At 42.1% G+C, this 14,625-nt stretch carries 12 protein-coding genes and 5 tRNA genes; 3 read left to right on the plus strand and 14 right to left on the minus strand.

Features of this window, described 5'->3' with window-relative positions:
- Nucleotides 1-201 precede the first annotated feature (201 nt).
- On the plus strand, nucleotides 202-1,545 hold the full coding sequence (locus tag IQ211_RS00005) for an anaerobic C4-dicarboxylate transporter (protein WP_189760394.1): 1,344 nt from the start codon (nucleotides 202-204) through the stop codon (nucleotides 1,543-1,545).
- A 110-nt stretch (nucleotides 1,546-1,655) separates the two neighbouring features.
- On the opposite strand, the gene rplS is transcribed toward IQ211_RS00005, so the two are convergent.
- The 5 genes from rplS to ffh form a co-directional block, all read right to left on the minus strand.
- On the minus strand, nucleotides 1,656-2,009 hold the full coding sequence (gene rplS / locus IQ211_RS00010) for a 50S ribosomal protein L19 (RefSeq protein WP_189760393.1): 354 nt from the start codon (nucleotides 2,007-2,009) through the stop codon (nucleotides 1,656-1,658).
- Nucleotides 2,010-2,074: 65 nt separating this feature from the next.
- Nucleotides 2,075-2,827: a tRNA (guanosine(37)-N1)-methyltransferase TrmD gene (gene trmD / locus IQ211_RS00015; protein ID WP_189760403.1), complete on the minus strand. Its 753-nt coding sequence runs from the start codon at nucleotides 2,825-2,827 to the stop codon at nucleotides 2,075-2,077.
- Between the two features lie 37 nt (nucleotides 2,828-2,864).
- Nucleotides 2,865-3,413 (minus strand): ribosome maturation factor RimM, encoded by a 549-nt coding sequence (gene rimM, locus IQ211_RS00020; RefSeq protein WP_189760392.1) that lies wholly within the window; start codon nucleotides 3,411-3,413, stop codon nucleotides 2,865-2,867.
- Between the two features lie 18 nt (nucleotides 3,414-3,431).
- Nucleotides 3,432-3,680 carry a 30S ribosomal protein S16 gene (gene rpsP, locus IQ211_RS00025; RefSeq protein ID WP_189760402.1) on the minus strand — a complete coding sequence of 83 codons (249 nt, stop codon included), beginning with the start codon at nucleotides 3,678-3,680 and terminating at the stop codon, nucleotides 3,432-3,434.
- A gap of 137 nt (nucleotides 3,681-3,817) precedes the next feature.
- Nucleotides 3,818-5,179 carry a signal recognition particle protein gene (gene ffh / locus IQ211_RS00030; RefSeq protein WP_189760391.1) on the minus strand — a complete coding sequence of 454 codons (1,362 nt, stop codon included), beginning with the start codon at nucleotides 5,177-5,179 and terminating at the stop codon, nucleotides 3,818-3,820.
- A gap of 195 nt (nucleotides 5,180-5,374) precedes the next feature.
- Between ffh and IQ211_RS00035 the strand changes: the two genes are divergently transcribed.
- Both IQ211_RS00035 and IQ211_RS00040 read left to right on the plus strand, forming a co-directional pair.
- Nucleotides 5,375-6,166 (plus strand): cytochrome C assembly family protein, encoded by a 792-nt coding sequence (locus tag IQ211_RS00035; RefSeq protein WP_189760390.1) that lies wholly within the window; start codon nucleotides 5,375-5,377, stop codon nucleotides 6,164-6,166.
- Nucleotides 6,167-6,217: 51 nt separating this feature from the next.
- Complete coding sequence (locus tag IQ211_RS00040) at nucleotides 6,218-7,480, plus strand: HlyC/CorC family transporter (RefSeq protein ID WP_189760389.1); 1,263 nt, start codon at nucleotides 6,218-6,220, stop codon at nucleotides 7,478-7,480.
- A gap of 320 nt (nucleotides 7,481-7,800) precedes the next feature.
- Here the strand turns inward: IQ211_RS00040 and luxS are convergent, their stop codons facing one another.
- From luxS to alaS, 9 genes are all read right to left on the minus strand, one after another.
- A complete protein-coding gene (gene luxS, locus IQ211_RS00045; RefSeq protein WP_189760388.1) occupies nucleotides 7,801-8,316 on the minus strand; it encodes an S-ribosylhomocysteine lyase in 516 nt (171 codons plus the stop codon).
- A 162-nt stretch (nucleotides 8,317-8,478) separates the two neighbouring features.
- Nucleotides 8,479-10,038 (minus strand): glutamate--cysteine ligase, encoded by a 1,560-nt coding sequence (gene gshA, locus IQ211_RS00050; RefSeq protein WP_189760387.1) that lies wholly within the window; start codon nucleotides 10,036-10,038, stop codon nucleotides 8,479-8,481.
- Nucleotides 10,039-10,230: 192 nt separating this feature from the next.
- Nucleotides 10,231-10,307 (minus strand) — tRNA-Arg (locus IQ211_RS00055).
- Nucleotides 10,308-10,393: 86 nt separating this feature from the next.
- A tRNA-Arg gene (locus IQ211_RS00060) sits at nucleotides 10,394-10,470 on the minus strand.
- An 80-nt stretch (nucleotides 10,471-10,550) separates the two neighbouring features.
- Nucleotides 10,551-10,627: transfer RNA gene (locus IQ211_RS00065), tRNA-Arg, on the minus strand.
- An 81-nt stretch (nucleotides 10,628-10,708) separates the two neighbouring features.
- Nucleotides 10,709-10,785: transfer RNA gene (locus IQ211_RS00070), tRNA-Arg, on the minus strand.
- A 7-nt stretch (nucleotides 10,786-10,792) separates the two neighbouring features.
- Nucleotides 10,793-10,885 (minus strand) — tRNA-Ser (locus IQ211_RS00075).
- Between the two features lie 452 nt (nucleotides 10,886-11,337).
- On the minus strand, nucleotides 11,338-11,523 hold the full coding sequence (gene csrA, locus IQ211_RS00080; RefSeq protein WP_010845367.1) for a carbon storage regulator CsrA: 186 nt from the start codon (nucleotides 11,521-11,523) through the stop codon (nucleotides 11,338-11,340).
- Between the two features lie 247 nt (nucleotides 11,524-11,770).
- Nucleotides 11,771-14,398, minus strand: coding sequence for an alanine--tRNA ligase (alaS, locus tag IQ211_RS00085; RefSeq protein WP_189758068.1), 2,628 nt, complete (start codon nucleotides 14,396-14,398; stop codon nucleotides 11,771-11,773).
- Between the last annotated feature and the right edge of the window lie 227 nt (nucleotides 14,399-14,625).

The following is a 14,625-nucleotide window of genomic DNA, read 5'->3' on the forward strand; positions in this document are numbered from 1 at the left end:
TTTATATAAATATTCTAATAATATTAATATGCGTTTTTAATGTTTACTTGAAACTATAAAACAATATTTATAAACAATAGCTATATCCAATAGATCTGAAGTTACGACTAACAGCTTGTAAATGAAGTTATAAGTTATGCAGATGCAAGAGTCTGTATTACCAACTTTTATTTATTTTTCAAACACTTGTTAAGGACAGATATGATAACGCTGCAATTTACCATAATAATCATATGCTTATTGATAGGTACGCGTTATGCGGGAATGGGATTGGGACTGATCAGTGGTATTGGGCTTTTTATACTGACATTTGTCTTTGGCTTGGAACCAGGTAACCCCCCTGTTGATGTAATGCTGACTATTCTTGCTGTAATCGGTTGTGCTTCCGTTTTACAAACAGCAGGCGGGCTAAATGTTATGATGCAATTTGCAGAACGCTTACTGCGCCGTCATCCACAACACATCACCATTTTGGCACCACTGACCACTTGGATGCTCACTTTTCTTTGCGGTACTGGTCATGTGGTTTATACCATGTTTCCAATCATTGGCGATATTGCATTGAAAAAAGGTATTCGCCCTGAACGGCCAATGGCTGTTGCTTCTGTCGCTTCCCAAATGGCAATTACCGCTTCTCCTGTATCTGTCGCCGTTGTTTCTTTAGTGTCAATTATTGCTGCCAGCCATGGTATTGGGCAGGCGTACGGGATCTTGGACATTTTGGCTGTTTCAATACCAGCATCACTCACTGGAGTAATACTTGCTGCATTATGGAGCTTACGTCGAGGAAAAGATCTTGATCAGGACGAAGAATTCCAGGCGAAAATCAAAGATCCAAAGCAACGTGAGTTTATTTATGGTGGTTCTGACACACTATTAGATCAAGTCTTTCCTAAGCAAGCTTATTGGGCAACCTGGATTTTCTTTTCCGCAATTGCTGTCGTAGTCTTATTTGGTGCATTCACCGACTTACGCCCTGCTTTTGAAGTAAAAGGTACACTAAAACCCCTTTCTATGAATCTGGTGATCCAGATGATGATGTTAATTGCAGGCTCCATTATATTGATGGCCTGTAAAGTCAAAACCAGTGAAATCGCCAACAGTGCCGTGTTCAAAGCAGGTATGGTTGCGATTTTTTCTGTCTTTGGTGTGGCATGGATGAGTGACACCTTCTTCCACTCACATTTAGGTGAATTAAAACTCGTCCTGGAAGATGTGGTTCAGGCACAACCGTGGACTTATGCCCTTGTACTGTTTTTGGTATCAAAATTGGTTAACAGCCAAGCCGCCGCCTTAACAGCTATTGCGCCAATGGGATTACAACTTGGCGTTGATCCTAAGCTTCTTATCGCTTTCTTCCCTGCTGCCTATGGCTATTTTGTTTTACCTACTTATCCAAGCGATTTGGCTTGCATTGGTTTTGACCGTTCAGGTACAACAAAAATCGGGAAATTCATTATTAACCACAGTTTTCTGTTACCAGGATTGATTGGCGTCAGTAGCGCCTGTACAGTAGGGTATATTTTAGCCAGTGCGTTTATGTAGCTTACTCCCCCTTATCTGACTTATCACTGAAAAATCAGTTGTCTGATTTAGAATGTAAAAAGGCCAGCATGTGCGCTGGCCTTAAAACTTTCGGATGTAGCGAAAGCGTATTATTTTGCGTTCAGACGCTCTTTAATACGAGCTGCCTTACCAGAACGCTCACGCAGGTAGTACAGTTTAGCTCTGCGAACAGCACCACGACGTTTCACAGCGATGCTGTCTACGACTGGGGAATGAGTCTGGAATACACGCTCAACGCCTTCGCCGTTAGAAATCTTACGAACAGTGAATGCAGAGTGCAGACCGCGGTTACGAATCGCAATAACCACGCCCTCGAATGTCTGCAGACGCTTTTTAGAACCTTCAACGACCCATACCTTAACTTCCACGGTGTCACCCGGACGGAATGAAGGTACGTCTTGCTTCATCTGCTCTTGTTCAAGTTGTTTAATAATGTTGCTCATAATAACTCTCTTACCCTAGGTAAACTGATATATCAAAGACATCCCTTCAACGGGATATGTCTGGATTAATTCGTTGCCTGATCTCGATATTCCCGTTGGAACTCAGATAGCAACATCCTTTGCTCGTCAGTCAGAGCTAGGTTTTCTAGAAGTTCGGGCCTTCTTAACCAGGTTCGGCCAAGCGACTGTTTCATTCGCCAGCGATTAATTTCTGCATGGTTTCCCGACAGCAAAACTGAGGGAACTTCCATACTATCTAACACTTCAGGGCGAGTATAATGTGGGCAATCCAACAATCCATCAGCGAATGAGTCTTCTTCTGCCGATGCTTGACGCCCCAATACTCCCGGAATAAACCGTGATATCGAGTCAATCATCGTCATTGCAGGAAGCTCTCCCCCGCTAAGAACGTAATCACCGATAGACCATTCTTCGTCAATTTCGGTTTGGATGATACGCTCATCAATACCTTCATAACGCCCGCAAACCAGAATTAATTTCTCATTTGCTGCCAGTTCACAAACTCCCTGTTGATCGAGTTTGCGTCCCTGAGGTGAAAGATAAATCACCTTTGCACCATCACCTGCCGAAGCTTTAGCTGCATGAATGGCTTCCCGTAATGGTTGCACCATCATCAGCATGCCTGGACCACCGCCATAAGGGCGATCATCAACAGTACGATGCCGGTCGTAGGTAAAATCCCTGGGATTCCAGCATTCGATACTCAACAGGCCATTTTTTACTGCCCGACCAGTTACCCCGTAATCGGTTATTGCGCGGAACATTTCAGGAAACAGGCTAATAACCCCAATCCACATACTGCGTCCCACTCATTTAAACCGTTTTTACCGGAGATTAAAAACCAGGATCCCAATCTACCTCAATGGTTTTGGTAGCGAGATCGACTTTCTTGATAACCTGCCCATCAAGAAACGGAATCAACCGCTCCTTGATACCGAATGCATCTTTCAGGTTTGCTTTGATTACCATCACATCATTAGAACCCGTTTCCATCATGTCATGAATGGTCCCAAGGTTATAACCGGCGGTATTTATTACTTGGCAACCAATAAGGTCTTTCCAGTAATAATCACCCGCTTCCAGTTCTGGTAATTGGCTACAATCCACCACAACTTGACAGTTAGTGAGTAAATTCGCCGCATCCCGATCGTCAATACCTTTAATTTTGACAATAATATCTTGGTTATGGTATTTCCATGCTTCCAGTTCAACATGTTGCCACTGGCCTAAGCGTTGAATAAACCACGGTTGATATTCAAAAATGTCTTCGGCGTGTTCGGTGGAAGAAAAAACTCTGAGCCAACCACGAATGCCATATGCAGATCCTAATTTTCCCAATACAATTGGCTCAACAGGGTGCTTCAGGCCAGATTGTTTGCTCATTGTTACCACCGCGACAGATTAAGCTGCTTTCTTAGCGTCTTTGATCAGTGTAGCAACACGATCAGACACAGATGCACCCAGACCAATCCAGTGTTCGATACGGTCCAGATCTAAACGCAGAGTTTCTGCTTTTCCTGAAGCGATTGGGTTGAAGAAACCAACACGCTCAATAAAACGACCATCACGCGCATTGCGGCTATCGGTCACGACTACTTGATAAAACGGACGCTTTTTTGCGCCGCCACGAGCTAAACGAATTGTTACCATAACATCCTCATTAGTTAGCAAAACAACCAGACGCCATCGAGGAATGGCGTCCGGCTGTCCATTTAAAAGCCCGAAAATTTTACTCACTTTGGCGCAAAAAGCAATCCAAAGAACATTTTCTTTCGCAACTTTATTGATTATCGCCCCATAAATCCTGGTGGCAGCATACCTTTCATGCCTCGCATCATTTTTGCCAACCCACCTTTCTTCATCTTTTTCATCATACGCTGCATTTCATCAAACTGTTTCAATAAACGGTTGACATCCTGCACTTGTGTGCCCGATCCCATCGCAATACGACGCTTACGGGAACCTTTGATGATTTCTGGTTTTTCACGCTCTTTACGCGTCATGGAATTAATGATAGCTTCCATTTTGACCAGAATTTTGTCATCCATTTGAGATTTGACCGCATCAGGGATCTGCGACATTCCCGGCATTTTGCTCAACATGCTAGCCATTCCGCCCATATTACGCATTTGTTTAAGCTGTTCTAGAAAATCGCTTAAATCAAAACCGTCACCTTTTTTCAGTTTGGACGCCAATTTTTCCGCTTGGGTACGGTCAACTTTGCTTTCAAGTTCTTCAATCAGTGAAAGCACATCTCCCATGCCTAAAATACGAGATGCAATGCGATCAGGATGGAAAGGTTCTAATGCATCCGTTTTTTCACCAACGCCAAGAAATTTGATGGGCTTACCCGTAATATGGCGGATGGAAAGCGCAGCACCACCACGTGCATCACCATCGACTTTTGTCAGAACAATCCCAGTTAAGGGCAATGCTTCATTGAATGCTTTTGCTGTATTTGCCGCATCTTGACCTGTCATTGCATCAACAACAAACAGGGTTTCAACAGGATTGATAGCTGCATGAACCGCTTTGATTTCATCCATCATAGCTTCATCAACATGCAGACGACCTGCTGTATCGACTAACAGTACATCATAGAATTTCAACTTAGCATGTTGGATCGCTTTATTGACAATATCAACAGGCTTTTCCTGTGGATCAGAAGGGAAAAAGTCAACGCCAACTGTTTCAGACAAAGTTTCAAGCTGTTTGATCGCCGCGGGTCGGTATACGTCAGCAGAAACAACCAAAACTTTTTTCTTGTTTTTCTCTTTCAGCAACTTACCTAGTTTAGCCACGCTGGTCGTTTTACCTGCACCTTGCAAACCAGCCATAAGAACCACCGCGGGAGGTTGTGTGGAGAGGTTCAGTTCACTGTTGACTTCTCCCATCGCCTTAACCAATTCATTTTGAACGATTTTGACGAATTCCTGACCTGGTGTCAGACTTTTGTTAACCTCATGCCCCACAGCGCTTTCTTTGACTCGTGCAATAAAATCACGCACAACAGGTAATGCAACATCCGCTTCGAGCAAAGCCATACGAACTTCGCGCAGCGTATCTTTAATATTATCTTCAGTCAGTCGTCCACGACCGCTGATATTGCGCAATGTGCGCGATAGTCTGTCAGTTAAATTATCAAACATTGTCTCAGCTCAGATATCTACAAATGGGTCTACCTGTAAGGCAAATTTCGCAAATTATAGCACGATGATTATGTGATCTCTGCAAAGAGATTCCCAAGTATGATTAACAACGGTTGGAGGCTACTCCTGCTAGCGGTATACTTAAATTTCAGGTTCAATCCATACCCGGATTCCATTGCGAAAACGATACACGTTATGCTGATATTTTCAATTATTGCTCTACTTGCCTATCTCATTAGCCTGACGCTCATCGTGCCAGGTTTATTGCGCCAACAAAACAGTTATCAAAAACTGGCACTTTCTTTTGCCATTGTTGCGTTAATCGCTCACGCGATTGCATTAAAATATCAAGTGTTTCATGTTAGCAGCGGGCAAAATCTCACTTTATTGAATTTAGGCTCAATTGTTAGCTTACTTATGTGCATCATCATGACAGTCGTCGCTTTCCGTGGACGTGCATGGTTTTTACTGCCGATTGTTTACAGTTTCTCCATGATCAATTTGATACTGGCGAGCATGATGCCGGGAGAATTTATTACTCATCTTGAAGGCAGTATCGAGTTATTTATTCACATTGGGCTGGCATTACTTGGCTATGCTACGTTACTCATTGCAGCGCTTTATGCATTGCAACTTGGTTGGTTGGATCATCAGCTTAAAAAGAAAAAACTCACATTTTCCGCTGGTATTCCCCCATTGATGACAATTGAGCGAAAAATGTTTCACATTACTCAAGTTGGTGTAATTTTACTAACATTGACGCTCTGCACTGGCATCATGTACATGGATGATATTTTCAGTAAAGAAAATATCCATAAATCTGTTTTATCTATCATTGCATGGTTTACTTACGTTATTTTACTTTGGGGGCATTATCATGAAGGATGGCGTGGCAAGCGTGTTATTTGGTTCAATTTGATTGGCGCATTTATTCTCACGCTGGCCTTTTTCGGTAGCAGGCTATTACAGGAAATGATGGTTTATTAATAAGTTATTTATCATCGCCAATTTGTATAATTATTAGGAAGGAATTCTGTTTTGGAGAGTATCTCAACAAGTACACTGATTATTATTCTTGTTGTTATGGTTATTGTTTCGGCTTATTTCTCTGCCTCTGAAACTAGCATGATGACAATCAACCGATATCGCTTACGCCATTTGGCTAAACAAGGGAACAATCCCGCCCGCAGGGTGGAATCTCTGCTACGTCATCCAGACAGACTCATTAGCCTGATACTTATCGGTAATAATCTTGTCAATATTTTGGCGTCTTCTCTTGCTACTATCGTTGGTATGCGACTCTATGGTGATGCCGGTGTTGCTATTGCAACAGGTGTACTCACATTCATTATTCTTATTTTTTCTGAAGTGATGCCAAAGACCATTGCAGCACTTTACCCTGAAAGGATTGCATTCCCAAGTAGCTTCCTGTTACGCCCCCTAGAAAAAATTATGCTGCCTCTTGTCTGGTCATTTAATAAGATCAGTTTGCTGTTTATGCGCTGTTTGGGTATCAAAACCTCTAATATCCGCAGTGATGCTGTCAGTAAAGACGAGCTACGCACAATTGTAAATGAATCAAACGGCAATCTATCACGCCGCAATCAAGACATGCTGCTCTCAATATTAGATCTTGAGAAAGTTACCGTTGGTGACATTATGATTCCACGCAATGAAATTGTCGGCATTGATATTAACAATGATTGGAAGTGCGTTATCAGGCAACTGACACACTCCCCACATGGACGTATTGTGTTATATCGAGACTCCCTTGATGATGCCATCGGTATGCTCCGAGTGCGTGAAGCCTACCGACTGATGATGGAGAAAAAAGAATTTACAAAAAGAAATTTACTCAAAGCCGCAGATAAAATCTATTTCATCCCAGTTAGCACACCATTAAATATCCAACTTGTTAATTTCCAACGTAACAAACAAAAAGCTGGCCTAATCGTTGATGAATATGGCGATATTCAAGGACTAGTGACTGTCGAGGATATTTTGGAGGAAATTGTCGGCGATTTTACCACTTCTATGTCGCCAACTCTGGCAGAAGAAGTTCTTCCGCAAAGTGATGGTTCCGTTCTGGTTGATGGCACAGCCAATATCCGTGAATTAAATAAAGCTTTCAGTTGGGCGCTTCCCGAAGATGGCCCAAGGACAATGAATGGAATGATTCTGGAAGAACTAGGTGAAATTCCTGAATTAAACGCTAACGTGCAGATTAATAAATATAATTTTGAGGTTCTTGCGGTGCAAGATAATGTTATCAAGCAAGTTCGTGTAACACCGATAAACTAAAATACAAAATAAAGTATAAATTTAATTCAGTGAATCATCAGTTAACCGCTTCAAGTTGCAAATCAATGTGATTGTTTATATCTCCCCGCTACGCGGGGAGATATCACACGCATTTTGAAATTAGATTGGTATATGTAACTAAAGAAAAATAATTAATAAAATTAATGATTTTAAAAATATAGAGAGAAAAGAACACGAATATAGGTATAAGGGCTAGCGGAATAAGCTAGCCCCTCAATAACATAAAGCCGATCTGATTACTTAACCACAAGCTCCATCACTAAATGTAATAGTCGTTATCATATACAATATCTAACAAACTAAACTTGAAGCTCCACCAGTTTTTCTTCAGGCAGTGCCAATTCATCGTTATAATTGACACGAACACCAGAATCAAGGATACGCTGAGCAATATCTTGAGCTTCTTTCAATGAGTGCATTTCATATGTACCGCACTGATAAATGTTTAATTCCGGAATCTGACTCTGATCTTGAACTTTTAGCACATCTTCCATTGCCGCTTTCCAAGCCTCAGCCACTCTCAATTCTTCCGGAGCACCAATTAAGCTCATATAAAAACCAGTACGACATCCCATTGGGGAAATATCAACGATTTCAACACCATCACCATTCAAATGATTGCGCATAAAACCCGCAAACAAATGCTCAAGTGTGTGAATACCCCGTTCTGGCAACACTGCTTTATTAGGAACACAAAAACGTAAATCAAATACTGTGATAGTATCGCCGTGAGGCGTTTTCATTGTCTTGGCAATTCTAACAGCAGGTGCAGCCATACGAGTATGGTCAACTGTAAAACTATCCAATAAAGGCATAATACTACCTCCTAAGGTATCAGATTTTTTACGAAGATTTTTCCAGATAAGTGAAACCTTTTCATTTGCGGCTGGTCATAAGATATGAAGACGCGCAAAATTGTTATCATCCCTATTCTCTAAGATATTTTATTTGGCCACCAGTGGTGGCCATTTTCTTTTTTAACGCTCAGCATGAAGCTTTAAATACTCTTCAAAGCTCATATTATCTTGCTGTTCAAGATCATACTGACGTGATACAGAAACGTCACGTTCAACAGAAAAATTTTCATCACTCAAAATTGAATAATGTTTTTCAATCAATTCGTTATGATACTGACCTGCCAGTTCCAATCCAAAACCCACTATCCCCTGAGATTTCATTTTGTCCAGGACACGTGCAGAGAACGTTAGTGATGGATCTTCAAACATATTAACTAATTCTTTACAGACTGATTGATATTGCGTCCCTGAACAGGCATCCAGGACTTCGGCAACCCGCTCTAAATCCCTGAATAATTTTTGTCCCACAATCTTAAGCGGTTGTTGCTCAATCCCACAACCAAGACCAATAGACAACCCTGGTTTACGCCCTTCTAAGATAACTTTATTCCAGTTTCCACGGCAACAGGCAAGTTCCTCATTTCCCATTTCAGGGGCATCAGCCAAAGCACACCATATCAAAAATAAGTCAAGAAAACGAATTTGCGTCTCATCAACCCCAACGGAGGAAAAAGGATTGATATCTAAAGAACGCACTTCAATATATTCTATACCACCCCTTAACAAAGCATCTGCAGGTGATTCGCCCTCTTTCGTGACGCGTTTGGGACGAATTGGTGCGTACAACTCATTTTCAATTTGAAGGACATTAGTATTGAGCTGTAAGTATTTATCTCCTTTTTTGATACCGATTGCCGCAAATTCTTCAGATGGCTTATGAATGGCTTTCTTAAGTCCCTCTACATAGGTATGAAGATGATTAAAAGTAATATTCAGATCACTTTGCGATTTATTGGTATACCCCAGGTCACTCATCCTCAACGAAGTTGCATAGGGCAGGTAACAAGTCCCTCTCTCGGTTTTCTCGAAAGATAATGCGGTATTTCGTCCACGTAAGAATGAAGAACAAATTGCCGGTGATGCACCAAATAAATAAGGGATCACCCAGCCAAAGCGGTAATAATTGCGGATCAAACGAAGGTAACCATCTGAAATCTGCTCTTTTCCTGTTTCAGCGTCTTTAATACCTAACCATGCCTGCCAAAAACTCATCGGCAGAGAAAAATTATAATGCACACCAGAAATTGTTTGCATGAGTGCGCTATAACGATTCTTTAACCCTTCACGGTACAAGGTTTTAAAACGGCCCAAGTTTGACGTACCATATTGAGCCAAAGTGATATTTTCTTCTTTGTCGATAAAACATGGCATACTTAAAGGCCACATTTTCTCATTGTGCAGATTCCGGGCAGTATAGATATGCAAATCTTTAAGGAAAGCAATGGTTCTATCTATATTGCTATCAACAGGGGTAATAAACTCTAGTAGAGATTCAGCAAAATCAGTTGTAATCCATTTATGCGTTAAAGAAGCACCAAGTGATTTTGGATGCCCCGTCTTAGCTAAATGACCGTCTGGAGTAACACGCAATGTTTCACGTTCAATGCCACGACAAATACCGTTTAATATGGTTGGGTTTGCCTCTAACCATGACAATGCTTTTGATACGTCCGGGATCAATTTGTCCTCCCGTGGAGTTTAAAAGATTATTACTAAAAGTTTACTTTATATGAAACAACTCAAGTTGTCGCTGCTTACATAGAGGTAGCAATGCACTTCCGCCCAAATTATAAACAGAATTAATAAAACAAATGTTATATTTAAACGGAAATAAAGAAAAACCCCTGCCTTGATAAGGCAGGGGTTTCAAGCTGGTGCATCCAGGAGGATTCGAACCTCCGACCGCTCGGTTCGTAGCCGAGTACTCTATCCAGCTGAGCTATGGATGCATTGTCAGTTTTCTATTTCTTTTCAGGCACTATTGATTGCCTGAATTGATACAATCTTGATCTCCCAAAATCGGGACATCTAAAAATGGTGCATCCAGGAGGATTCGAACCTCCGACCGCTCGGTTCGTAGCCGAGTACTCTATCCAGCTGAGCTATGGATGCATTGTCGGTTTTCTATTTCTGCTCAAGCGCTATTGATTGCCTGACTAGAATTGAGATACCTAAAAATCGTGGTATTTAAATGGTGCATCCAGGAGGATTCGAACCTCCGACCGCTCGGTTCGTAGCCGAGTACTCTATCCAGCTGAGCTATGGATGCGTTGTCGGTTTTCTATTTCTGCTCAGGCGCTATTGACTGCCTGACTAGAATTGAGATACCTAAAAAATCGCGGTATTTAAATGGTGCATCCAGGAGGATTCGAACCTCCGACCGCTCGGTTCGTAGCCGAGTACTCTATCCAGCTGAGCTATGGATGCATATTAATGGCGGTGAGGGAGGGATTCGAACCCTCGATGCAGCTCTTAACCACATACTCCCTTAGCAGGGGAGCGCCTTCAGCCTCTCGGCCACCTCACCATTTTTAAAACCTGCGACTTAGAAGTTTTCACTCCGTAGCTTTTAGAATCTTTACTTCTGGTGTTCACCCCGAAGCTTTCCTTCAAGCTCTTCGTCGCTGCGATGGCGCACATATTACTTTCCCTGCCTGATAAGTCAAACAATTTTTCGAAACTTTTTTTCGTTTGAACACTTAGCACGCAAAGTGCTTGGTTTAGCATCTAAAAGATTGTTTTACCAACAATGAAATTATCTAAAAGCCGTTAAAATTTATGAAAATGATTATTCATCTCTATAGCCTCATGAACGAGGCTTTTTCAACAGATAGAAAATAAGAAGACATGAGAGAATAGAAACAAGGTATCAAAAAGAGATAAACATAGTAGGAGTGACAAAACAGGGAAGTAGAAAGAAGCAGAGAAAAGAGTAGAGTAGCGCCCAAGTCTTATAAAAGCGTGGACGCCATTCTTGAATTAAAAAGTTGTAGGCTGAGATTTCTCCGCCTGAATCCGTTGATAAATTTCTTCACGGTGAACAGAAACTTCCTTGGGCGCATTTACACCAATGCGAACTTGGTTGCCTTTAACTCCCAGTACTGTGACTGTTACCTCATCGCCTATCATGAGCGTTTCACCAACTCGACGAGTCAGAATAAGCATTCTTTGCTCCTTGAAAATTTAAAAGAGTCGGGTCTCTAGGTTTCCCCGCTATTATCCATCAAACACCGTGAAAACGTAAAGCAATGATATCTACTTAAAGTATAAGCAGTTTTGAACACATTTCCTATATCTATAGGATAGCTAAAATATAAGTATGTGCCCAACATTTCAACAATTTCACAACAAAAAACATTCGGCACCATAAAAAAATGCTTTCATGGTGCCACTGCTGTCACGGCAATACCAACTATAACCGCAATGTTACCCACTCTTCTACACTAGCTAATGCGGAAGGAAGAGCGGTTACATCGGTCCCACCAGCCTGAGCCAGATCAGGACGACCTCCTCCTTTACCTCCAACTTGTTGGGCGACAAAAGAGATTAAATCACCTGCTTTTATTCTAGCAGTCAAATCCTTCGTTATACCAACAATTAGACTGACTTTATCACCAGTCACTGTAGAAAGCACAATAATTGCTGATCCTAACTGATTTTTTAGATCATCAACCATCGTCCTAAGCATTTTGGGCTCTATATCACCTAATTGTGTCACCAGCAGACGAACACCTTGGATTTCCTTGGCTTGGTTTGCCAGGGAAGAACTTTCCTGAGCGGCTTGCTGAGATTTCAACTGTTGCAACTCTTTTTCCAACTGTTTCGTTCTGTCCAGTGTCGTTTTCACTTTCTCATTCAGGCTACTGATATCACCTTTCACCAGATGAGCGATGTCTTGCAGTAAATCAGCCTGCTGATAGATAGCGTTTAGTGCAGTTTGCCCCGTAATAGCTTCAATACGGCGAATTCCTGCTGCTGTACCCGATTCACTAGATATACGGAACAACCCTATATCACCTGTGCGACTCGCATGAGTACCACCACATAATTCGGTAGAAAAGCCACCCATACTGAGTACACGTACTTTTTCGTCATACTTCTCGCCAAACAGTGCCATAGCACCTTTAGCTTTTGCTTCTTCCAGCTCCATTAATTCTGTAACAATTGGTGAATTTTTGCGAATCTCTTCATTCACCAAGTTTTCGACTTGACGGATCTGTTCTGGCTTCATGGCCTCAAAGTGAGAAAAGTCAAAGCGCAGATACTTATCATTTACCAAAGAACCTTTTTGGGCAACGTGTTCTCCCAAAATTTGCCGTAATGCCGCATGTAATAAATGGGTCGCTGAGTGATTCAAACGAATCGCATCTCTGTGTACCACATCAATTTCAGCATTAACTGTCTGATTAACGCTCAAACTACCACTTATCAACTTACCAATGTGACCGATTGCCTGAGCATATTTTTGTGTATCGACAACGTCGAATACACCATTGCCGTTCGACAATTTACCCGTATCACCAACCTGTCCACCAGATTCAGCGTAGAATGCGGTTTTATCAAGTATAATGGTCGCTTCTTCACCAGCGTGAATTTGCTCAACGGCTTGACCATTGCGGAAGATAGCGATAACAGCAGCTTGCTGTGAATTATGTTCATAACCACAAAAATCACTGCGTCCATCAACTTTGATCAGTTCATTGTAATCAGTACCAAAGCCACTGGATTCACGAGCACGACGACGCTGGTTTTCCATCGCTGCATCAAAACCAGTTTCATCTACTTTGATATTGCGTTCGCGGCAAACATCCGCAGTCAGATCAACAGGGAAACCATAGGTATCATACAAACGGAAAGCGGTTTCACCATCGAGCGTATCACCAGATAATTTAGCCAGCTCTTCATCCAGCAACTGTAAACCACGTTCCAAAGTACGAGCAAACTGTTCTTCTTCGGTTTTTAATACCTGTTCAACCAAAGTTTGCTGTTGTTTCAGCTCTTCACCAGCCGCCCCCATGAATTTAATCAATGGTGCAACGAGCTTGTAGAAGAAGGCTTCTCTTGCCCCCAGCATGTTGCCATGACGAACAGCACGGCGAATGATGCGGCGAAGTACATAGCCACGGTTTTCATTGGATGGAATAACCCCATCACAGATCAGGAACGCACATGCACGGATATGGTCTGCGACAACACGCAGAGATTTATTGGTAAGATCTGTCGCTCCGGTCACTTCTGCAACCGAAGCAATTAAGCTTTGGAATAGGTCAATCTCGTAGTTGGAGTTGACGTGTTGCAAGACAGCTGTGATACGTTCCAGCCCCATGCCGGTATCAACGGAAGGTTTTGGCAACGGCTCCATAGTGCCATCGGCATGACGGTTGAATTGCATGAAAACGATGTTCCAAATTTCAATATATCGGTCACCGTCTTCTTCTGGGCTGCCTGGAGGACCACCCCAAATATGTTCGCCGTGGTCATAGAAAATTTCCGTACAAGGACCACATGGGCCAGTATCCCCCATTTGCCAGAAATTATCTGACGCATATGGAGCACCTTTGTTATCACCTATACGAATGATTCTTTCTGCTGGAACTCCGACTTCTTTATGCCAAATGTCATAAGCTTCATCGTCTGTCTCATAGACAGTAACCCACAGTTTTTCTTTTGGCAGGTTAAACCACTCTTCGCTGGTCAGTAACTCCCATGCGTATTTAATTGCATCTTGTTTAAAATAATCGCCAAAACTGAAGTTGCCCAACATTTCGAAGAAAGTGTGGTGACGGGCTGTATAACCCACATTTTCTAAATCGTTATGTTTACCGCCAGCACGAACGCAGCGCTGAGCCGTTGTTGCTCTAGAATAAGGTCTATTATCCAATCCTAAAAAGACATCTTTAAACTGGTTCATCCCTGCGTTGGTGAACAACAATGTTGGATCATTGGTTGGCACCAACGAGCTGCTTGGTACTATCTGGTGCCCTTTAGTATGAAAAAAGTCAAGAAACGCTTGACGGATCTCAGCGGTGCTTTTGCTCATAATTGTCCCGAAATCAAGCTGAAAAAACAGATCTATGAATGGTTGAGGTGGTATATCGCGTCACCATTTCAACTCACGAATAAATTAAAGTGGGGTTAAGATAGAGTGTCTTCCATAAGAAGTAAAATCCCATATAAATCCATTCGCCTTCCAGCATTGTAATTCGTCTAAAGATTTTCTGAAAGTCTGTTCATTACACCTGTTTCAATACGCCTATTTCAAGGATG

The organism is Xenorhabdus griffiniae (genome assembly GCF_015163655.1).
In the GTDB taxonomy this organism is placed as follows: domain Bacteria; phylum Pseudomonadota; class Gammaproteobacteria; order Enterobacterales; family Enterobacteriaceae; genus Xenorhabdus; species Xenorhabdus griffiniae.